Below are 19490 nucleotides of genomic sequence, written 5' to 3'. Positions count from 1 at the left end.
GCCACCGTCCCGCACCGCCCCCGTCACAGACGTCCGGTGGCCAACCCCCACCGGTCCTTGAAAGAGAAGGAAGAATCAGCATGGCTGCCACTGAGACCCTTGCCGCCGTCACCGGCTCCATCGCCTCCGTCGGCTACGGCCTCGCCGCCATCGGTCCCGGCATCGGCATCGGCATCATCTTCGGCAACGGCACCCAGGCGCTCGCCCGCCAGCCCGAGGCCGCCGGTCTGATCCGTGCCAACCAGATCCTGGGCTTCGCCTTCTGTGAGGCGCTCGCCCTCATCGGCATCGTCATGCCGTTCGTTTACACCTACAAGTAAACCGCGGCGGACGACCCACCCCATTAGGGAAAGGCACTGATGACATGCAGCTGACACAGCAGCTGGTGCAGCTGGCGGCGGAGGAGCAGCAGAACCCTCTCATCCCGCCCGGCCCCGAGCTGGTCATCGGCCTCGTCACCTTCGCCATCGTCTTCTTCTTCCTCGGGAAGAAGCTCCTGCCGAACATCAACAAGGTTCTGGAGGAGCGCCGCGCGGCGATCGAAGGCGGTATCGAAGAGGCCGAGGCCATGAAGGTCGAGGCCCAGAGCGTCCTCGAGCAGTACAAGGCCCAGCTCGCCGAGGCCCGGCACGAGGCCGCGCGCCTGCGCCAGGAGGCGCAGGAGCAGGGTGCCGCGCTCATCGCCGAGATGCGGGCCGAGGGCCAGCGCCAGCGCGAGGAGATCGTCGCCGCCGGGCACGCCCAGCTCGAGGCCGACCGCAAGGCCGCCGCGTCCGTGCTCCGCCAGGACGTCGGCAAGCTCGCCACCGAGCTGGCCGGCAAGCTCGTCGGCGAGTCCCTGGAGGACCACGCCCGGCAGAGCCGCGTGATCGACCGCTTCCTCGACGGGCTCGACGAGGCCGCTTCGACGGCTGAGGCGGCTCGATGACAGCGCACGGAGCGAGCCGTGAGGCTCTGAGCGCCGCACGTGAGCGTCTCGACGCGCTGACGGACTCCACGTCCGCCGACGCCACGCGGCTCGCCGACGAGCTGGCGGCCGTCACCGCGCTGCTCCACCGCGAGGTCGGCCTGCGCCGGGTCCTCACCGACCCGGCGCAGTCCGGGGACGCCAAGGCCGCGCTGGTCCAGCGCCTGCTCGGCAGCCAGATCGGCGGCCCCACCGCGGACCTGGTGTCCGGCATGGTGCGCTCGCGCTGGTCGCAGTCGCGGGACCTGGTCGACGCGCTGGAGGAACTGGCGGACATCGCCGACCTCACCGCGGCGGAGCGGTCCGGCACGCTGGACGACGTCGAGGACGAGCTGTTCCGGTTCAGCCGGATCGTCTCCTCCAGCACCGAACTGCGTGCCGCGCTCACCGACCGTGCCGCGAGCACCTCGGCCAAGGCCGAGCTACTGCACCGGCTGCTCGGCGGCCGGGCCAAGCCGGTCACCGAGCGCCTGGTGACGCGCCTTGTGAGCGCGCCGCGGGGACGTAGCCTGGAAGCGGGACTGGAGTCCCTCTCCAAGCTCGCCGCCGACCGCCGCAACCGCATGGTCGCCGTCGTCACCTCGGCGGTCCCGCTGAGCGACGGCCAGAAGCAGCGCCTCGGCGCCGCCCTCGGCCGGCTCTACGGCCGCCAGATGCACCTCAACCTCGACGTGGACCCCGAGCTGGTCGGCGGAATCCGGGTGCAGGTCGGCGACGAGATCATCAACGGCTCGCTCGCGGACCGGCTCGACGACGCCGCCCGCCGCATGGCGAGCTAGCAGCAACTCAACACGCAAGACGTACACGACGGCCCTGGTTGGGCCGTGCAGAGGATTCACCTCTTATTGGGGGGAGTCCCGAACTCGTGGAACACCCCCCCAAGTGAAACTTCGGGCCCAACAAGGAGAGCAGGGAACCCAGATGGCGGAGCTCACGATCCGGCCGGAGGAGATCCGGGACGCGCTGGAGAACTTCGTCCAGTCGTACAAGCCGGACGCGGCCTCGCGCGAGGAGGTCGGTACGGTCACCCTTGCCGGCGACGGCATCGCGAAGGTCGAGGGCCTGCCCTCGGCCATGGCCAACGAGCTGCTGAAGTTCGAGGACGGCACCCTCGGCCTCGCCCTCAACCTCGAGGAGCGCGAGATCGGTGCCATCGTCCTCGGTGAGTTCAGCGGCATCGAGGAGGGCCAGCCGGTCACCCGCACCGGCGAGGTCCTGTCGGTCGCCGTGGGCGAGGGCTACCTCGGCCGCGTCGTCGACCCCCTCGGCAACCCGATCGACGGCCTCGGCGAGATCGAGACCGACAGCCGCCGCGCCCTCGAACTGCAGGCCCCCACGGTCATGCAGCGCAAGTCGGTGCACGAGCCGATGGAGACCGGCTACAAGGCCGTCGACGCCATGACGCCGATCGGCCGCGGCCAGCGCCAGCTGATCATCGGTGACCGCCAGACCGGCAAGACCGCCCTGGCCGTCGACACGATCATCAACCAGCGCGACAACTGGCGCACCGGCGACCCGAACAAGCAGGTCCGCTGCATCTACGTCGCCATCGGCCAGAAGGGCTCCACCATCGCGTCGGTCCGCCGCGCGCTGGAGGAGAACGGCGCGCTGGAGTACACGACCATCGTCGCCGCCCCGGCGTCCGACCCGGCCGGCTTCAAGTACCTGGCGCCCTACACCGGTTCCGCCATCGGCCAGCACTGGATGTACCAGGGCAAGCACGTCCTGATCATCTTCGACGACCTGTCGAAGCAGGCCGACGCCTACCGTGCCGTCTCCCTGCTGCTGCGCCGCCCGCCGGGCCGCGAGGCCTACCCGGGTGACGTCTTCTACCTGCACTCGCGTCTGCTGGAGCGCTGCGCCAAGCTCTCCGACGACATGGGCGCCGGCTCGATGACCGGTCTGCCGATCGTCGAGACCAAGGCCAACGACGTCTCGGCGTTCATCCCGACCAACGTCATCTCCATCACCGACGGCCAGTGCTTCCTGGAGTCGGACCTGTTCAACGCCGGTCAGCGCCCCGCGCTGAACGTCGGTATCTCGGTCTCCCGAGTCGGTGGCTCCGCCCAGCACAAGGCGATGCGCCAGGTCTCCGGCCGGCTGCGCGTGGACCTCGCCCAGTTCCGTGAGCTGGAGGCGTTCGCCGCCTTCGGTTCCGACCTGGACGCGGCCTCCAAGTCGCAGCTGGAGCGAGGCCAGCGCATGGTCGAGCTGCTGAAGCAGAACCAGTACCAGCCGATGGCCACCGAGGACCAGGTCGTCTCCGTCTGGGCCGGCACCAACGGCAAGATGGACGAGGTGCCCGTCGCCGACATCCGCCGCTTCGAGAAGGAGCTGCTGGAGTACCTGCACCGCAAGGAGCAGGGCCTCATGACCTCCATCAAGGAGGGCGCCAAGATGTCGAACGACACGATCCAGGCGATCGACGACGCCGTCGCCGAGTTCAAGAAGCAGTTCGAGACCTCGGACGGCAAGCTGCTCGGCGAGGACACTCCGGCCGCTGCCGCCAAGTGACGTAAGGAAGGGACCTGACTCATGGGAGCCCAGCTCCGGGTCTACAAGCGTCGCATCCGATCCGTCACCGCGACCAAGAAGATCACCAAGGCGATGGAGATGATCGCCGCCTCGCGCGTCGTCAAGGCGCAGCGCAAGGTGGCGGCCTCCACGCCGTACGCGCAGGAACTGACCCGCGCGGTCACGGCGGTCGGCACCGGTTCGAACACCAAGCACCCGCTCACCACGGAGGCGGAGAACCCGACCCGTGCCGCGGTCCTGCTCCTGACGAGCGACCGCGGTCTGGCCGGCGCCTTCAACTCCAACGCCATCAAGGCGGCGGAGCAGCTGACCGAGCGCCTGGAGCGCGAGGGCAGGCAGGTCGACACGTACATCGTCGGCCGGCGCGGTGTGGCCCACTACAACTTCCGCGAGCGCACGGTCGCGGGGTCGTTCACGGGCTTCACCGACGAGCCGACCTACGCGGACGCCAAGACGGTCGCGGCGCCCCTGATCGAGGCGATCGAGAAGGACACGGCCGAGGGTGGTGTGGACGAACTCCACATCGTCTACACCGAGTTCGTGTCGATGATGACGCAGACGGCGGTCGACCCCCGGCTGCTCCCGCTGCGCCTCGAAGAGGTCGCGGCGGAGGCGGCGCCCAAGGGCGAGATCCTGCCGCTGTACGACTTCGAGCCCTCGGCGGAGGACGTCCTCGACGCCCTGCTGCCGCGCTATGTGGAGAGCCGCATCTACAACGCGCTGCTCCAGTCGGCGGCTTCGAAGCACGCCGCCACGCGGCGCGCGATGAAGTCGGCCACCGACAACGCGGGCGAGCTGATCAACACGCTCTCCCGTCTTGCCAACGCGGCCCGCCAGGCCGAAATCACCCAGGAAATCAGCGAGATCGTCGGTGGCGCGAGTGCCCTGGCCGACGCGACCGCGGGGAGTGACAACTAATGACCACCACTGTTGAGACGGCCACGGCGACGGGCCGCGTCGCGCGGGTCATCGGCCCGGTCGTCGACGTGGAGTTCCCCGTCGACGCGATGCCGGACATCTACAACGCTCTGCACGTCGAGGTCTCCGACCCGGCGAACGAGGGCGCGAAGAAGACGCTGACCCTGGAGGTCGCCCAGCACCTGGGTGACGGCCTGGTCCGCACCATCTCCATGCAGCCCACCGACGGCCTGGTCCGCCAGGCCACGGTGACCGACACCGGCGACGGCATCACCGTCCCGGTCGGCGACTTCACCAAGGGCAAGGTGTTCAACACCCTCGGTGAGGTGCTGAACGTCGACGAGCAGTACTCGGGCGAGCGCTGGTCCATCCACCGCAAGGCCCCGCGCTTCGACGAGCTCGAGTCGAAGACCGAGATGTTCGAGACCGGCGTCAAGGTCATCGACCTGCTGACCCCGTACGTCAAGGGCGGCAAGATCGGTCTGTTCGGCGGGGCCGGCGTCGGCAAGACGGTGCTCATCCAGGAGATGATCTACCGCGTTGCCAACAACCACGACGGTGTCTCCGTGTTCGCCGGTGTCGGTGAGCGCACCCGTGAGGGCAACGACCTCATCGAGGAGATGTCCGACTCGGGCGTCATCGACAAGACCGCGCTGGTCTTCGGCCAGATGGACGAGCCCCCGGGCACCCGTCTGCGCGTCGCGCTGGCCGGCCTGACCATGGCCGAGTACTTCCGCGACGTCCAGAAGCAGGACGTGCTGTTCTTCATCGACAACATCTTCCGCTTCACGCAGGCCGGTTCCGAGGTCTCCACGCTGCTCGGCCGCATGCCGTCCGCGGTGGGTTACCAGCCGAACCTGGCCGACGAGATGGGCCTCCTCCAGGAGCGCATCACCTCGACCCGCGGTCACTCGATCACCTCCATGCAGGCGATCTACGTCCCCGCCGACGACCTGACCGACCCGGCCCCGGCGACCACCTTCGCCCACCTCGACGCGACGACGGTTCTGTCCCGTCCGATCTCGGAGAAGGGCATCTACCCGGCCGTGGACCCGCTGGACTCCACGTCCCGGATCCTGGACCCGCGCTACATCGCGCAGGACCACTACAACGCGGCCATGCGCGTGAAGAACATCCTGCAGAAGTACAAGGACCTGCAGGACATCATCGCGATCCTCGGTATCGACGAGCTGGGCGAGGAGGACAAGCTCGTCGTCCACCGTGCCCGTCGCGTGGAGCGCTTCCTGTCCCAGAACACCCACGTCGCCAAGCAGTTCACCGGCGTCGACGGGTCGGACGTCCCGCTGGACGAGTCGATCGCGGCCTTCAACGCGATCTGCGACGGCGAGTACGACCACTTCCCGGAGCAGGCCTTCTTCATGTGCGGTGGTCTCGAGGACCTGAAGAAGAACGCCAAGGAGCTGGGCGTCTCCTGAACTCGCCTCTGAGTTCGGGTGAGGGGGCGGGCGCGTCCCGCCCCCTCACTCACGCCCCTTAGAATTGACCCCAACACCCGGCGTCCCTGCCGGGTGGTGACCCGAGGAGCCACTCTTGGCTGCTGAGCTGCACGTCGAGCTGGTCGCCGCCGACCGCCAGGTCTGGTCCGGCGAGGCCACCCTGGTCGTCGCGCGCACCACGTCCGGCGACATCGGCGTCATGCCCGGTCACCAGCCGCTGCTCGGTGTGCTGGAGTCGGGCCCGGTGACCATCCGTACGAGTGAAGGCGCGACGGTCGTGGCCGCGGTGCACGGCGGTTTCGTCTCGTTCGCCGACAACAAGCTGTCGCTGCTGGCCGAGATCGCGGAACTCTCCGACGAGATCGACGTCCAGCGCGTGGAGCGGGAACTCGAGCGCGCGAAGGCGGAGGGCGATGCCACCGCCGAGCGCCGCGCGGACGTCCGCCTGCGAGCGGCGACGGCGGTGCGCTGAACCAGCGACACCATGTAGACGACACCCCTCAGCCGCGGCTGGTACCGGATCGCTCCGGTACCAGCCGCGGCTGAGGCGGATGTGGGTGTTTTTTCCGTTCCATTACCTAGGAGACGAGGAGGTCGGTGCCGATGGTCCTCGCTCTGACTGTGTGCTCGATCGTGGTCGCGCTCGTGGTGGTGGGACTGTTCGTCTTCGGTCTGCGCCGCAGGCTCATCCAGCGCTCCGGCGGCACCTTCGACTGCAGCCTGCGCTGGGACGTGGCCCTGGAGCCGGACACCAGCGGCAAGGGCTGGAGCTACGGGGTGGCCCGCTACAACGGCGACCGCGTCGAGTGGTTCCGGGTCTTCTCCTACGCCCCCCGTCCGCGTCGCACGCTGGAGCGGTCCTCGATCGAGGTGGCAGGCCGCCGGCGGCCCGAGGGCGAGGAGGAACTCGCCCTGCTGTCGGACGCGGTGATCCTCACCTGTCTGCACCGGGGCACGCGGGTGGAGCTGGCCATGAGCGAGGACGCGCTGACCGGTTTCCTGGCCTGGCTGGAGGCGGCACCGCCCGGCCAGAGGGTGAACGTCGCCTAGGGTCTTTCGTCCGGCCCGGGCCGGGGCGGGGTGCGGTGCCGGGCCCCGTGCTCCTCGGCCCGTCCGGCCGGGAGGCCCCGGCTCTGCTGTGGCTCCTGGGCTGTGGCTCCTGGGCATGAAGAAGCTCCCCCGGTCCGCCGACCGGGGGAGCTTCGGTGTCCCAGGGGCGCGGTCGGTCCTTACGACAGGCCGCTGCTGAGGGCGCTCACCAGTTCACCGTTGCTGGTGTCACCGCTGAACTCCCAGAAGAAGGCGCCGCCGAGGCCCTGGCTGTTGGCCCAGGCCATCTTCGACTTGATGGTCGACGGGGTGTCGTAGGACCACCAGTTGCTGCCGCAGTGCGCGTACGCGGTGCCGGCGACGGTGCCGGTGACGGGGCAGCTGTTCTTGAGGACCTTGTAGTCCTCGATGCCCGCCTCGTAGGTGCCGGGCGCCGCTCCGGTCGCCGTGCCGCCCGGGGCGTCCTGGGTGACGCCGGTCCAGCCGCGGCCGTAGAAGCCGATGCCGAGCAGCAGCTTCTTCGCGGGCACGCCCTGGGCCTTGAACTTGGCCATGGCGTCGGCCGTGTCGAAGCCGTCCTTGGGGATGCCGGAGTACGAGGTGAGCGGGGAGTGCGGGGCCGTCGGGCCCTTCGCGTCCCAGGCGCCGAAGAAGTCGTACGTCATCACGTTGTACCAGTCGACGTACTGCGAGGCGCCCGCGTAGTCGGTGAGGTCGATCTTGCCGCCGGCCGAGCCGTCCGCGGTGACGGCGGCGGTGACCAGCTCCTTGCCGAACTTGGCGCGCAGCGCGGACATCAGGCCCTTGAAGGCCGCCGGCCCGCTGGTGTCGCAGGTCAGACCGCAGGCGTTCGGGTACTCCCAGTCGATGTCGATGCCGTCGAAGACATCGGCCCAGCGCGGGTCGTGCACCAGGTCGTAGCAGGACTGGGCGAAGGCCGCCGGGTTCTTGGCCGCGTCACCGAAGCCGCCGGACCAGGTCCAGCCGCCGAAGGACCAGATCACCTTGATGTTCGGGTACTTGGCCTTCAGCTCGCGCAGCTGGTTGAAGTTGCCGCGCAGCGGCTGGTCCCAGGTGTCGGCGGTGCCGCTGACGGACTGGTCGGCGGTGAACGCCTTGTCGTAGTCGGCGTAGGAGTCGCCGATCGCGCACTTGCCGCCGGTGACGTTGCCGAAGGCGTAGTTGATGTGCGTGATCTTGGACGCGGAGCCGGACGTCACGAGGTTCTTGACGTTGTAGTTGCGTCCGTAGATGCCCCACTCGGTGAAGTAGCCGAGCTTGACCTTGTCGCCGGTGGGCGGGGTGGTGGTGCCGCCGCCGGTGGTGTGCACGGCGACCGAGCCGCTGACCGGACCGGTCTGGTCCGCGGTGTCGCGGGCCTGGACGGTGTAGGAGTAGTCGGTGCCCGCGGTCAGACCGTTGTCGGTGTAGGACGTGGTCGTGACGGTGGCGACCTTCTTGCCGTCGCGCAGGACGTCGTAGTTCTTGACGCCCTTGTCGTCGGTGGCGGCGCCCCAGGAGAGCTTCACCGAGGTGTCGGTGACGCCGGAGGCGGTGGGGGTGCCCGGCGCGGAGGGCGGGTTGTCGCCGGGGACGCTCGGGCCGCCGTCGCAGCTGCCGCCGTTGAGCGTGCAGCCGGAGGGCGAGCCGGAGCCGGTGCCGTTGTAGCCGAAGGTGACCGAGGCACCGGGGGCGATGCTGCCGTTCCAGCCGACGTTCTTGGCGGTCCAGTGGTTGCCGGAGTTGGTGACCGTGGCGTCCCAGGCGGAGGTGACCTTGGTGTCGGAGGGGTAGTCCCACTCCACGGTCCAGGAGCTGATCGCCGAGGTGCCGGTGTTCTTGACGGTCCACGATCCGCCGAAGCCGCTGCCCCAGTCACCGGTCTTGGTGAAGGTGGCGGTGGCGCCGGCCGCCGCGTCGGCGGCGGCCTGGGCGTGGCCGGAGATTCCGACGATTCCGGCGAGGGGGAGCACGAGGGTCGCCAGCCCCGCCGCGGCTCTGTGTCTGAAGCGCATGCGCGCCTCCTTGTCGGGGGAGAATGTCAGGGGCATGACTGAGCCTTCACGCCCCGCGGTGCTGCGAGAGTAGAAAGGTCTGGACCATAGGTCAATAGGTCTGGACCAATGCACCGCCGCTTCCCCTAGATCCCCAACTCCTGCGCCAGCACCGCGGCTTGTACGCGACTGCGCAGGTCCAGCTTGCCCAGCAGACGGCTGACGTGGGTCTTCACGGTGGCCTCCGCCATCTCCAGGCGGAGCGCGATCTCCGCGTTGGACAGGCCGTCGCCCAGACACGCGAGCACCTCGCGCTCCCTGCGGGTCAGGGTCTCCAGCGCGGCCGGGGCGGGCTTCGGCTCCCGGGCCGGCCGCGCCGCGAACTCGGCGATCAGCCGCCGCGTCACGGCCGGTGCGATCAGCCCCTCCCCGCGGGCCACCGTGCGCACCGCGGCCAGCAGGCCGTGCGCGTCCGTGTCCTTGAGCAGGAACCCGGCGGCCCCGGCCCGCAGCGCCCCGAACACGTACGCGTCGAGGTCGAAGGTGGTCAGCACCAGCACGTCCGCCAGGCCCTCCCCGGCCACCAGCCGGGTCGCCGACACCCCGTCCAGCCGGGGCATCTGCACATCCATCAGCACCACGTCCGGCCGCAGCTCCCGGGCCAGTTCCACCGCCCGTTCGCCGTCCGCCGCCTCACCGGCCACCTCGATGTCGGGCGCGCTGCGCAGGATGAGGACCAGCCCGGCGCGGACGGCGGTCTGGTCCTCGGCGACCAGGACACGGATCATGCGGACTCTCCTCGGATCTCGGGCCCGGACCCCGGCTCGGGCCCGGACCCCGGCTCGGGCCTGGACCTTGGCTCGGGCCTGGACCTTGGCTCGGGCCTGGACCTTGGCTCGGGCCTGGACCCCGACCCGGGCCCGGTCTCCGGTTCGGGTCGGGAGCCGGACTCCGGACAGGACCCCGGGCCGGGCGGGGTCCCCGGCAAGGGCGTGGACCCCGCGGCGGGCCAGGAGTCAGACTCGGGCTCCCAGCCGGAGCCGAAGCCGGAGCGGGAACCGAAGTCGGAGCCGAAGCCGAAGTCGGTGCCGGCAGCGGAAGCAGAAGCGGACTCGGAGGCGGTGAGGGGGAGCACGGCGCGTACCGTCCACTGCCCGTCCTCGGGTCCGGCGGCGAACGTGCCGCCGAGCAGCACGGCCCGCTCCCGCATCCCCACCAGACCGGCGCCGGAGCCCGGCGCGCGCGGGGCGTCCCGGCCACCGTACGGGCTGCTCACGCCGATGCGCAGGGCGGCACCGTGCTCGCGGACGGTCACCCGCACGCGTCCCTCGCCGCCGTGCTTGAGCGCGTTGGTCAGCGACTCCTGCACGATGCGGTACGCGGCCAGTTCCACCGGCGCGGGCACCTTCCCGTGCTCGGCGCCGAGGACGACGTCCAGCCCGCCCGCGCGGGCCGAGGCGACCAGCGTGGCGAGGCCGTCCAGGGTGGGTGTCGCGGCCGGCGCCTCGTCGGCCGGGCCGGCGCGCAGGATCCCGATCAGCCGCCGCATCTCCGCGAGGCCCTCGACGCTGTTCTCCCGGATCACGGACAGCGCCTGACGGGTCGTGGCCGCGTCGTCGAGGGAGAGGGCCGCGGTGGAGTGGATGGCGATGGCCGACAGGTGTCCCGCGACCAGGTCGTGCAGCTCCCTCGCCATCCGCGCCCGCTCCGCGGCCACCGCCTGGACGCGGTCCGCCTCGGCGAGCAGCGCGGTCTGCTCGGCGCGCAGCCGGGCGGTCTCGGCGGCCTCGCGGTGGTTGCGGACGATCCACCCGGTGGCGGCCGGTCCGCACGTCACGATGCCGGTGACCGCACCGATCAGCAGCGCCTCCGGCACCCGCCACACCGCGAGCGGCACCACGGTCGCGGCCACCGTGAGCAGTCCGGTGCTCCACAGCACACGGCGGGCCCAGGCCGCCGGGGAACCGTAGAGGACGCCCGCGTAGACGAGGTCGGTGAACATCACGAGGGTGGCCAGGTTGCCCTGGGTGAGGGTGTCGGCGGTCACCGCGGCGGTGCCGGCGAGCAGGGCCGTGCGCGGCCGGACCCGGCGCAGTGCCTCGCACCCGGCCGTCACCGCGAGCGGGAGCAGGACGGGCCAGCGGCCGGGCTGGAGCACGACCGGCTCGCCGGCCGTCCGCATGCCCAGGCCGATGCCCCACAGCAGCAGTCCGCCGAGCAGCCCGGCCAGCGCGATCCGCAGGTCGTCGCGGTGCGGGCGGGGCAGTCGCAGGGCCATGCGTCCATCCAACACGGCACGGCGGCCGGACGCCTGGTCCCCCGGGACGGTCCGCGCGTACATCGAAGGATGCAGTCCAAGCTCGTCACCGCCGGCGACGCCGGGTGCCGGGACCGCCGGGATCCTGGAAGCAGAGCGAGAGGAGCAACCGTGATCGTCGGACTGATCGTCGCCTGCGAGGTGGGCTTCTGGGTCCTGCTGGCGGCGGGCCTGGCCACCCGCTACCTGCTGGGGTGGCGGCGCACGAGCGTGGCGGTGCTGCTGGCCGAGCCGCTGCTGGAGGTGGTGCTGTTCGCCGCCACCGCCGTCGACCTGAAGAACGGTGCCGAGCCGGGCTGGGAGCACGGGCTGGCCGCCCTCTACATCGGCTTCACCGTCGCCTACGGGCACGCGACCGTCCGCGGGCTGGACGCTCACGCCGCCCACCGCCTCGGCGGTGCGCCCCGCCCGCCGAAGCCGCCCCGCCATGGCATGGCCCGCGCCCGCCACGAAGGCCGGCTGTGGCTGCGCACCCTGCTCGCGTCGGCCGTCGCCCTGGCCCTGCTCCAGGCGGCGATCTGGTACGCCTGCGACGGCGCGGGCACCGCTCCGCTCAGGTCCTGGCAGGTGACCGCGCTGCGGATCCTCGCGATCCACGGGCTGATCGCGCTGACCTACCTGGTGTTCCCGAAGAAGGCCCCGAAGGCCTCGGGGGCCCCGAAGCCCCCGAAGGAGCCCGGAGCCCCGCAGGTCCCGGGGGGCCTGGGGGCAGACCCGGCGGGTGAGGACGGGGCGCCGGTCAGCGCTCCCCGCCCGGCACCCACAGCACGTCGCCGTTCTCCTTGTTCGCCGTCCGGGCGAGGATGAACAGGAGGTCCGAGAGCCGGTTGAGGTAGGTCGCGGTGAGCGGGTTCATCGTCTCGCCGTGCACCTCCAGCGCGGCCCAGGTGGACCGCTCGGCCCGGCGTACGACCGTGCAGGCCTGGTGCAGCAGGGCCGCGCCCGGGGTGCCGCCGGGGAGGATGAACGAGCGCAGCTTCTCCAGCTCGGCGTTGAAGCGGTCGCAGTCCGCCTCCAGCCGGTCGACGTAGAACTGCTCGACCCGCAGCGGGGGGAACTCGGGGTTCTCCGCCACCGGCGTGGACAGGTCCGCGCCCACGTCGAACAGGTCGTTCTGCACGCGGGTGAGGACCTTGACCGTCTCCGCGTCGAGGCCGCCCAGCGCGATGGCGGTGCCGATCGCGGCGTTCGCCTCGTTGGCGTCGGCGTACGCCGAGATCCGCGGGTCGGTCTTGGCGACCCGGCTCATGTCGCCGAGGGCGGTGGTGCCCTTGTCCCCGGTCCTGGTGTAGATGCGTGTCAGATTGACCATGGCACCAGCGTAGTTACGCACCGGCCGTGCGGAAGACCCGTGTGCCCGCGGTCACGGCCAGCGCGGCGAAGACGACGGCGACCAGGGCGCCGTACAGCATGTGCGTGCTGGTGTACGCGCCGACGTAGGCGTCGCGCACCGCGTCCACCAGATAGCGGAACGGGACGAAGTGCGAGAGCACGTCGAGCCAGGCCGGTGCCAGGGTCATCGGGAGCATCAGGCCGGACAGCAGCATCGACGGCATCGACACGGCGTTGATCATCGGGCCGAACTGCTGCGGGGTGGAGACCTTCATCGCGATCGCGTAGGACAGCGAGGCGAGCGCGAGGGTGAGCAGGGCGACGAACAGGAAGCCGATGAGGATGCCGGCCAGCGGCGCGCGCAGCCCCATCACGAGGGCTGCCAGCACCAGCAGCACCGCCTGGAAGACGAAGACGGTGGCGTCGCGCAGCACCCGGCCCAGGAGCAGCGCGAGGCGGCTGACGGGGGTCACCCGCATCCGCTCCACCACGCCCTGGCCCTTCTCGATGATGATCGCGAAGCCCGCGAACAGGGCGCCGAACAGCCCCAGTTGGAGCAGCAGCCCGGGGACGAGCACCTGCCAGGAACTGCCGCCGCCGCCCAGTGGGAGACCGGTGAGCAGCGGTCCGAAGAAGAGCAGGTAGAGCAGGGGCGTCAGCACCCCGAAGAGCAGCGCGAAGCGCGAGCGCAGGGACTGCCGCAGGTAGCGGCCGTAGATGAGGGCGGTGTCGTGCAGGAGCATCGGGGGTCCTTGGGGGAGAGCTGCTGAGGTCCTCGAGGAAGGCCTAGACGGCGAGGGGGGCGGTGCCGGCGGCCGGGGAGGGGCCGCGGCCGGTGACGGCGAGGAAGGTGTCCTGCAGCGAGGCGTCGAGCGAGCCGCCGTACTCCAGCTTGAGCGCGCCCGGGGTGCCCTCCGCCACGACCACGCCCCCGTCGACGATGACCAGCCGGTCGGAGAGGGCGTCCGCCTCGTCGAGGTAGTGGGTGGTCAGGAAGACGGTCGTGCCCTGTTCGTCGCGCAGCCGGCGCACCAGGTCCCACAGGTCGGCGCGGCTGCCGGGGTCCAGGCCCGTGGTCGGCTCGTCCAGGAAGAGCACGCGCGGGCGGTGGGTGAGGGCCATCGCGATGTCCAGCCGGCGGCGCTGGCCCCCGGAGAGCGCGGACGTCTTGCGGTCGAGCAGGCCGGTGAGGTCCAGGTCGCGCGCCAGTTCCGCGGCCCGCTCGACGGCCCGGGACTTCGGCAGCCGGTACATCCGGCCCTGGGTGACGAGTTCCTCGCGCACGGTGATCTGGCCGTCGACCCCGCCGGACTGGGCGACGTAGCCGCAGGCGAGGCGCACGCCGACCGGGTCGCCGGCCAGGTCGCAGCCCGCGACGGTGGCGGTGCCGCCGGTGGGGGCCAGCAGGGTGGTGAGCATCCGCAGGGTGGTGGTCTTGCCCGCCCCGTTGGGGCCGAGGAAGCCCAGGATCTCGCCCTCGCGGACGGTGAGGTCGATGCCGCGCACGGCCTGCACCGGGCCGCGCCTGGTCGGGAAGGTGCGGGCCAGTCCGGCCGCGCTGATGACGTCTGCTGTCATGCCGCCAGAAAAACAGAGACTCTTAAAATTTGCAACGTCCCCAAAATTTCATAGGCACCAAGAAGGTCGGCGGGAAGGCTAGGATTCCTCCATGGCAGAGGGGCTCAGGGAGCGGAAGAAGCGGCAGACCAGGCAGTACATCTCGGACGTCGCCACGGGCCTGTTCGTCGAGCGCGGCTTCGACGCCGTGACGGTCGCGGAGATCGCCGACGCGGCGAACGTCTCCGTCAACACCGTCTACAACTACTTCCCCGCCAAGGAGGACCTCTTCCTCGACCGCTCCAGCGGGGTGGTCGACCGGCTCGCCCGCTGGGTGCGCGGCCGGGACGCGGGGGAGTCCGCCGCCCGGGCCGTGCTGCGCGAACTGCGTGCCGAGGTCGAGGCCGTCTCGCCGCGCATCGGGCTGTTCCCCGGCTACGCCCCCTTCATGCGGGTGATCGAGGCCGCCCCCGCACTGCGCTCCCGGCTCTGGGCCCTCGGGCAGGAGGTGCAGGCGACCCTGGAGCAAGCGCTGCGGGAGGAGACCGGAGCCGCGGACGAGGATCCGCTGCCGGGCCTGATGGCCGGTCAGATCGCCTGGCTGCACGGCACCGTCATGGCCTCCGTCGGACGCGAGATGCTCAAGGAGCGCCCGCCGCAGGAGGTGTCCCGGGAGGTGCTCGGCCTCCTCGACGACATGGAGGACCTGTTGAGCGAGAAGGTCCTCAACTACGCCGTCCGGGGCGCGCAGTGATCCCTCCCGGTGTGATGTCCGTCAATTGAGACGTGACGCGCGTTACTTACCGGTCACACAGCGCCGCGCGGGCGCTAGTGTCCGCCGAGAGGCATACGCAAAGAGCGTGAAAGCCGTCCAACAGCCGCGCGCGCCGCGCGCAGGCGCCTGTGCGGCCGTTCACCGGCGGTGGTCCCTCGGCAGTCGTTCACCAGCAGTCGTTCACCAGCAGTCGTTCACCAGTGGTCGTTCACATAGGGGAGTCTCAGTGGCACGGAAGCTCGCCGTCATCGGAGCCGGTCTCATGGGATCGGGCATCGCCCAGGTCTCCGCGCAGGCGGGCTGGGACGTCGTCCTGCGGGACGTCACCGACGAGGCACTCAGGCGTGGCACCGACGGCATCAAGGCCTCCTACGACAAGTTCGTGAGCAAGGGCAAGCTGGCCGCCGGGGACGCCGAGGCGGCGCTCGCCCGCATCACCACCACCACCGACCTGGACGCGGCCGCCGACGCGGACGTCGTCGTCGAAGCCGTCTTCGAGAAGCTCGACGTCAAGCACGAGATCTTCCGCACGCTCGACAAGCTGGTGCGCGAGGACACGGTGCTCGCCTCCAACACCTCCGCCATCCCGATCACCAAGATCGCGGCCGTGACGGAGCGCCCCGAGCGTGTCGTCGGTGTGCACTTCTTCTCGCCCGTGCCGATGATGCAGCTCGTCGAACTCGTCCGCGGCTACAAGACCAGCGACGAAACCCTCGCCGGCGCACGGGAGTTCGCCGAGTCCGTCGGCAAGACCTGCATCGTCGTCAACCGCGACGTGGCCGGCTTCGTCACCACCCGGCTCATCACCGCCCTCGTCGTCGAGGCGACCAAGCTGTACGAGTCGGGCGTCGCCACCGCCGAGGACATCGACCTGGCCTGCAAGCTCGGCTTCGGCCACGCCATGGGCCCACTCGCCACCGCCGACCTCACCGGCGTCGACATCCTGCTGCACGCCGCCGGCAACATCTACACCGAGACCCAGGACGAGAAGTTCGCCCCGCCGGAGCTGATGCGCCGGATGGTTGACGCCGGTGACATCGGGCGCAAGAGCGGGCAGGGCTTCTACAAGCACTGAGACCGCCGCGGGGGCGCCGGCATCACCCTTCGGGGTGAATTCGGTATCGGTTCGCACACAGACAGCAACCGCACCGCCGCACAAGCAGTCAGACGTTGCACAGTCAACCGTCACACGGAGCACGCCACCGCATTCACGGGGAGCGCATATGTACATCAGGGGCGACCACGCCGAGGTGGTCGTCGGGGGCCGCCTCGACGTCCGCACCGCGGCGGACGCCCGTACGGTCCTGCACTCGGCCGTGGACGACGGCGCCGGGGACCTGGTCCTCGACCTGTCCGGGCTCGACTCCTGGGACGCCACCGGCCTCGGCGTGATCATGGGCGCCCACCGGCGCGCCGGCCGCTGCGGCCGGCGGCTGGTGCTGCGCGGCGTGCCGGCCCAGATGCAACGCCTGCTCGTGGCCACCCGGCTGCACCGCATCCTCGCCATCGAGGGCGGCATCGGCGTGGAGTCCCTGCCCCGCGTGTGACCTCCGCGCCCCGGGAGCGACTGCGCGCCCCGGGCGTGACCTCCGCGCCCCGTGACGGCCTGCCGCCCGGCGACGGCCTCCCGCCCCGGTGCGGGAGGCCGCGCGCCAAGACCCGGGCGGACGGCACGGAACCGTACGTCGCACGCAATCCTCACGAGACCGTGATGTCTCGGGCCGGGCGGCACCCCGGGCTGTCGTGGATACTGTGCGAAGGTTTAGGGTTCGGTCGCCCGCTGCCTCGCAACCCTCGAGCGGGCCCGGACCAGAAGCGACAGCGCGGAGTGCGGCACACGGCCGGGAGGGCTGGAACAGCAGCACACGACGCCTCTGGGGGGCTTGGAACCTATGGAACCCATGGACCCGAACGTCCGGGAGCCCGAGGACATGGGCCATGACGGCGACGGCCACGCGCAGGACCGGCGCCCGCCCAGGGAACCCCTCGCCGCCGACTTCCCGCCGCACGCCGCCGCACCGGCCCGCACGGCGCAACTCGTCACCGGCGACTTCCTGATCACCGTCAACCCCGTCGACGGCAGCGAGATCGAGGTCTGCCCGCCCGGGCGGCTCCCCGGCCCCCCGCCCAGGCACACACCGGCCGCACGCGCCGACGCCGACCGAGCCGCCACCCCGCCCGTCCCGCCCGGGCCGGCCCCGTCCCCCGAGCCCCTGCTGGAGCGCCACGACGAACGCGAACGGCTGGTACGGCTGCTCGCCCGCGGCCGTTCTGTCCGCCTGACCGGGCCCGGCGGCTCCGGCCGCACCAGCCTCCTCGACCTCGTCGCCCAGGACTGCGCGGACCTCGCCCCCGACGGCGTCGTCCGTCTCAACGGCCACCGCCGCACCGCCGGGGACCTGCTGCACGACCTCTTCCACGCCGTCTGCAGCGCGCCTGGGCACCGCCCCGGCCGCGACGAACTGCTCGACCACGTCCGTGAGATCGGCGCCGTCGTCGTCCTCGACGACCTCGAGTTCGGCGGCGCCGCGCTGGACGAACTGCTCGACGCCACCCCCGAGTGCGCCTTCCTCCTCGCCGCCACCCCCGACGTGCCCGCGCCCTCCACCGACTCCGCCCTCGAAGAGGTCTTCCTCGGCGGCCTCGACCGCGCCGCCGGGGCCGAACTCATCGAGCGCGGCGTCGGCCGGGTGCTCACCGAGGAGGAGGCCAACTGGGCCGGTGACCTCTGGTTCGAGTCCGAGGGCCTGCCGCTGCGCTTCGTCCAGGCCGGCGCCCTGCTGCGCCAGCGCGACCGGCTGCGGGCCGGCACCAGCGCCGTGGAGGAGTTCGGCGTCTTCGCCGACGCCCCGCCCGCCGGCACCGTCCTCGACGGCGGCGGCGACGGTGACGACGTCCCTCTGCCCTCGCTCGGCGAGGCAGCCGCCCCCGCCCCGCTGCTCGCCTCCCGGCTCAGCGCCTCCGCCCGCGCCACCCTGCGCTTCGCCGTCGCGCTCGGCGGCGAGGTGCCCCACCAGGCCCACCTGCCCGCGCTGGTCGGCGACACCCACGCCGACGCCGCGCTCGGGGAACTGGCGAGCTGCGGCCTGGTCTCCCCGGTCGGCGGCCGCTACCGGCTCGCCGCCGGAGTGCTCACCCAGCTGGAGGCCGCCGGATACGCCGAGGACGCCGAGGAGCAGGCCCGCGCGGCCGCTCGGCACTACGCCTGGTGGGCCGGCCACCCCTCGGTGACGCCCGAGCGGGTCACCGCCGAGGCGGACGCCGTCCTCGCCGCGCTGGCCGTGCTCGTGCCGCTCACCACGCCGCCCGGCGAGGACGAGGACGAGGGGAGCACCGCCGTCCGGCTCGCCCGGGCCGCCGCGCCCGCGTTCGCCGCCGGGCTGGCCTGGGGCGCCTGGGAACGCGCCCTGCGTTTCGGCACCGAGGCCTCCCGGCTGGCCGGCGAGGTCGCCGAACAGGCCTACTTCCACCACGAACTCGGCATCCTCGCCCTCTGCGGCGGCCTGCTGGACCGGGCCCGCGCCGAACTGGAGGCCTCCATCGGCCTGCGCGGAGCCCTCTCGGACCGGCGCGGCACCGTCGCGGGACGCCGTGCGCTCGCCCTGGTCGCGGACCGCTCCGGTACCGCGCCCGCTGCCCCGGCGGCCCTGGAGGCGGCGGGGGAGGAGTGGCCGGGCGGCCGCGGCGAGGAGCCCGTGCCCCCGCCCGCCCCCGTGCCCTTCCCGGCGCTCCGGGCGGCGGCCGAGGAGCCCCCCGGCACGCTGGTCACCTACCAGCCCTCCACCGCGGGCGCGCCGGTCACGTCCCCGGGCACCTCCCCGTCCTCGCCCCCGGCGGCCCAGGCCAGGCACCGGGCCCGTCTGAAGCACTTCGCCCGGCGCAACCTCGTGGCGGTGGGCGCGGGCGCGCTGCTCGCGGCCGTCCTCGGCACGGTGGTGACGCTCGGCGCCACCTCCCACAACGACGCCGACGACCCCTCCGGCCAGGTCGGCGGCAACCCGTCCGCGAGCCAGGGCACCGACGACGGCGGCGCGGACACCGGCACCCCGCAGGACGGCGGCGGCACCGGGGGCGGTGCGGGCACCGGCGCCGGGACCGTCGCCGACACCGGTGGGGCGACCAGCCGTCCCACGGACCCGGGCCCCGACGGCACCTACGGCACGTCGGACGACCCGACGCCGCCCGCGCAGCCGGGCGGTCCCTCGCCGGGCGTCAGTTCCCCGGCGGGCACGGGCGGCGGCAAGGGCGGAAGCAGCGCGTCGGCACCGTCCGGGCCGACGGGCACGCCGGGTTCGCCCGACCCGTCGCACACGAGGCCGACGAGCGAGCCCACGGGTGATCCCACCGGCGGACCGACCGGTGCGCCGTCGTCGCCGTCCACACCGACCGACCCGTCCACGCCGCCCCCGCCGGACCCGACAGAGTCCTCGACCCTGAGCCCGTCCAGCTCGGATTCGGCCGGCGGCCCCGCCCCCTCCGGCGTCCCCGGATCCGCCGGCAGCTCGGCCGCCGCCCCTGAGAGCGGCGCCGCGGACACCCCGCGGGGCACGGTGATCTGAGCGGCGGCCCGCGCGGGGCACGTGCCAAG

Annotated in this window: 18 protein-coding genes and 1 pseudogene; 13 read left to right on the top strand and 6 right to left on the bottom strand. The window is 71.9% G+C overall.

The genetic code is table 11. The features are described 5' to 3' along the window. The first annotated feature begins 80 nt into the window (after nucleotides 1–80). The 8 genes from atpE (at nucleotide 81) to IG64_RS03535 (ending at nucleotide 6927) form a co-directional block, all read left to right on the top strand. Nucleotides 81–320 carry an ATP synthase F0 subunit C gene (gene atpE / locus IG64_RS03570; RefSeq protein ID WP_018571456.1) on the top strand — a complete coding sequence of 80 codons (240 nt, stop codon included), beginning with the start codon at nucleotides 81–83 and terminating at the stop codon, nucleotides 318–320. A 44-nt stretch (nucleotides 321–364) separates the two neighbouring features. After that, the gene (locus IG64_RS03565) at nucleotides 365–928 is read left to right on the top strand and encodes a F0F1 ATP synthase subunit B (RefSeq protein ID WP_037851818.1); all 564 of its coding nucleotides are present in this window, start codon (nucleotides 365–367) and stop codon (nucleotides 926–928) included. Further along, nucleotides 925–1746, top strand: coding sequence for a F0F1 ATP synthase subunit delta (locus IG64_RS03560; RefSeq protein ID WP_037851816.1), 822 nt, complete (start codon nucleotides 925–927; stop codon nucleotides 1744–1746). The genes IG64_RS03565 and IG64_RS03560 overlap by 4 nt, the downstream gene beginning before the upstream one ends. A 142-nt stretch (nucleotides 1747–1888) precedes the next feature. Beyond that, the gene (gene atpA / locus IG64_RS03555; RefSeq protein ID WP_037851814.1) at nucleotides 1889–3481 is read left to right on the top strand and encodes a F0F1 ATP synthase subunit alpha; all 1593 of its coding nucleotides are present in this window, start codon (nucleotides 1889–1891) and stop codon (nucleotides 3479–3481) included. A gap of 21 nt (nucleotides 3482–3502) precedes the next feature. After that, nucleotides 3503–4420 (top strand): F0F1 ATP synthase subunit gamma, encoded by a 918-nt coding sequence (locus IG64_RS03550; RefSeq protein ID WP_037851811.1) that lies wholly within the window; start codon nucleotides 3503–3505, stop codon nucleotides 4418–4420. Beyond that, nucleotides 4420–5856: a F0F1 ATP synthase subunit beta gene (atpD, locus tag IG64_RS03545; RefSeq protein ID WP_037851809.1), complete on the top strand. Its 1437-nt coding sequence runs from the start codon at nucleotides 4420–4422 to the stop codon at nucleotides 5854–5856. The genes IG64_RS03550 and atpD overlap by 1 nt, the downstream gene beginning before the upstream one ends. Before the next feature lie 115 nt (nucleotides 5857–5971). Next, complete coding sequence (locus IG64_RS03540; RefSeq protein ID WP_018571462.1) at nucleotides 5972–6349, top strand: F0F1 ATP synthase subunit epsilon; 378 nt, start codon at nucleotides 5972–5974, stop codon at nucleotides 6347–6349. A gap of 131 nt (nucleotides 6350–6480) precedes the next feature. Continuing rightward, nucleotides 6481–6927, top strand: a complete 447-nt coding sequence (locus tag IG64_RS03535) for a DUF2550 domain-containing protein (protein WP_037851804.1) — start codon at nucleotides 6481–6483, stop codon at nucleotides 6925–6927. Nucleotides 6928–7106: 179 nt separating this feature from the next. On the opposite strand, the gene IG64_RS03530 is transcribed toward IG64_RS03535, so the two are convergent. The 3 genes and pseudogenes from IG64_RS03530 to IG64_RS03520 form a co-directional block, all read right to left on the bottom strand. Beyond that, nucleotides 7107–8942 carry a glycoside hydrolase family 18 chitinase gene (locus tag IG64_RS03530; protein ID WP_037851801.1) on the bottom strand — a complete coding sequence of 612 codons (1836 nt, stop codon included), beginning with the start codon at nucleotides 8940–8942 and terminating at the stop codon, nucleotides 7107–7109. 125 nt (nucleotides 8943–9067) lie between these two features. Continuing rightward, entirely contained in the window at nucleotides 9068–9709 is a 642-nt protein-coding gene (locus IG64_RS03525; RefSeq protein ID WP_037851798.1) for a response regulator, read from the bottom strand. Nucleotides 9710–10026: 317 nt separating this feature from the next. Beyond that, a pseudogene (locus tag IG64_RS03520) lies at nucleotides 10027–11199 on the bottom strand (sensor histidine kinase); the annotation flags it as partial. A 150-nt stretch (nucleotides 11200–11349) separates the two neighbouring features. On the opposite strand from IG64_RS03520, the gene IG64_RS03515 reads away from it, so the two are divergent. After that, nucleotides 11350–12045: a hypothetical protein gene (locus IG64_RS03515; protein WP_037851795.1), complete on the top strand. Its 696-nt coding sequence runs from the start codon at nucleotides 11350–11352 to the stop codon at nucleotides 12043–12045. Here the strand turns inward: IG64_RS03515 and IG64_RS03510 are convergent. The 3 genes from IG64_RS03510 to IG64_RS03500 are packed head-to-tail and all read right to left on the bottom strand — an operon-like array spanning nucleotide 11978 to nucleotide 14148. After that, nucleotides 11978–12550 (bottom strand): cob(I)yrinic acid a,c-diamide adenosyltransferase, encoded by a 573-nt coding sequence (locus IG64_RS03510; protein ID WP_037851792.1) that lies wholly within the window; start codon nucleotides 12548–12550, stop codon nucleotides 11978–11980. The genes IG64_RS03515 and IG64_RS03510 overlap by 68 nt on opposite strands. Before the next feature lie 13 nt (nucleotides 12551–12563). Then, nucleotides 12564–13313 (bottom strand): ABC transporter permease, encoded by a 750-nt coding sequence (locus IG64_RS03505; protein WP_037851789.1) that lies wholly within the window; start codon nucleotides 13311–13313, stop codon nucleotides 12564–12566. Nucleotides 13314–13356: 43 nt separating this feature from the next. Beyond that, the gene (locus IG64_RS03500) at nucleotides 13357–14148 is read right to left on the bottom strand and encodes an ABC transporter ATP-binding protein (protein WP_037851786.1); all 792 of its coding nucleotides are present in this window, start codon (nucleotides 14146–14148) and stop codon (nucleotides 13357–13359) included. Nucleotides 14149–14239: 91 nt separating this feature from the next. Here IG64_RS03500 and IG64_RS03495 point away from each other — a divergent pair, with 91 nt between their 5' ends. The 4 genes from IG64_RS03495 (at nucleotide 14240) to IG64_RS03480 (ending at nucleotide 19461) form a co-directional block, all read left to right on the top strand. After that, nucleotides 14240–14881 carry a TetR/AcrR family transcriptional regulator gene (locus IG64_RS03495; RefSeq protein ID WP_037851784.1) on the top strand — a complete coding sequence of 214 codons (642 nt, stop codon included), beginning with the start codon at nucleotides 14240–14242 and terminating at the stop codon, nucleotides 14879–14881. 247 nt (nucleotides 14882–15128) lie between these two features. Further along, on the top strand, nucleotides 15129–15977 hold the full coding sequence (locus tag IG64_RS03490) for a 3-hydroxyacyl-CoA dehydrogenase family protein (protein WP_037851782.1): 849 nt from the start codon (nucleotides 15129–15131) through the stop codon (nucleotides 15975–15977). A gap of 148 nt (nucleotides 15978–16125) precedes the next feature. After that, nucleotides 16126–16449 (top strand): STAS domain-containing protein, encoded by a 324-nt coding sequence (locus IG64_RS03485; RefSeq protein WP_037851779.1) that lies wholly within the window; start codon nucleotides 16126–16128, stop codon nucleotides 16447–16449. A gap of 354 nt (nucleotides 16450–16803) precedes the next feature. After that, the gene (locus IG64_RS03480; protein WP_037851777.1) at nucleotides 16804–19461 is read left to right on the top strand and encodes an ATP-binding protein; all 2658 of its coding nucleotides are present in this window, start codon (nucleotides 16804–16806) and stop codon (nucleotides 19459–19461) included. The last annotated feature ends 29 nt before the right edge of the window (nucleotides 19462–19490 follow it).

The organism is Streptomyces sp. NRRL S-340 (assembly GCF_000720185.1).
In the GTDB taxonomy this organism is placed as follows: Bacteria; Actinomycetota; Actinomycetes; order Streptomycetales; family Streptomycetaceae; genus Streptomyces.
This window is presented reverse-complemented; position numbering and strand designations above follow the sequence as displayed.

Excerpts from the sequence above, each read along its gene's own strand:
- atpE (WP_018571456.1), top strand. The coding sequence starts at position 81 with ATGGCTGCCACTGAGACCCTTGCCGCCGTCACCGGCTCCATCGCCTCC.
- IG64_RS03565 (WP_037851818.1), top strand. The coding sequence starts at position 365 with ATGCAGCTGACACAGCAGCTGGTGCAGCTGGCGGCGGAGGAGCAGCAG.
- IG64_RS03560 (WP_037851816.1), top strand. The coding sequence starts at position 925 with ATGACAGCGCACGGAGCGAGCCGTGAGGCTCTGAGCGCCGCACGTGAG.
- atpA (WP_037851814.1), top strand. The coding sequence starts at position 1,889 with ATGGCGGAGCTCACGATCCGGCCGGAGGAGATCCGGGACGCGCTGGAG.
- IG64_RS03550 (WP_037851811.1), top strand. The coding sequence starts at position 3,503 with ATGGGAGCCCAGCTCCGGGTCTACAAGCGTCGCATCCGATCCGTCACC.
- atpD (WP_037851809.1), top strand. The coding sequence starts at position 4,420 with ATGACCACCACTGTTGAGACGGCCACGGCGACGGGCCGCGTCGCGCGG.
- IG64_RS03535 (WP_037851804.1), top strand. The coding sequence starts at position 6,481 with ATGGTCCTCGCTCTGACTGTGTGCTCGATCGTGGTCGCGCTCGTGGTG.
- IG64_RS03530 (WP_037851801.1), bottom strand. The coding sequence starts at position 8,942 with ATGCGCTTCAGACACAGAGCCGCGGCGGGGCTGGCGACCCTCGTGCTC.
- IG64_RS03525 (WP_037851798.1), bottom strand. The coding sequence starts at position 9,709 with ATGATCCGTGTCCTGGTCGCCGAGGACCAGACCGCCGTCCGCGCCGGG.
- IG64_RS03510 (WP_037851792.1), bottom strand. The coding sequence starts at position 12,550 with ATGGTCAATCTGACACGCATCTACACCAGGACCGGGGACAAGGGCACC.
- IG64_RS03505 (WP_037851789.1), bottom strand. The coding sequence starts at position 13,313 with ATGCTCCTGCACGACACCGCCCTCATCTACGGCCGCTACCTGCGGCAG.
- IG64_RS03500 (WP_037851786.1), bottom strand. The coding sequence starts at position 14,148 with ATGACAGCAGACGTCATCAGCGCGGCCGGACTGGCCCGCACCTTCCCG.
- IG64_RS03495 (WP_037851784.1), top strand. The coding sequence starts at position 14,240 with ATGGCAGAGGGGCTCAGGGAGCGGAAGAAGCGGCAGACCAGGCAGTAC.
- IG64_RS03485 (WP_037851779.1), top strand. The coding sequence starts at position 16,126 with ATGTACATCAGGGGCGACCACGCCGAGGTGGTCGTCGGGGGCCGCCTC.
- IG64_RS03480 (WP_037851777.1), top strand. The coding sequence starts at position 16,804 with ATGGACCCGAACGTCCGGGAGCCCGAGGACATGGGCCATGACGGCGAC.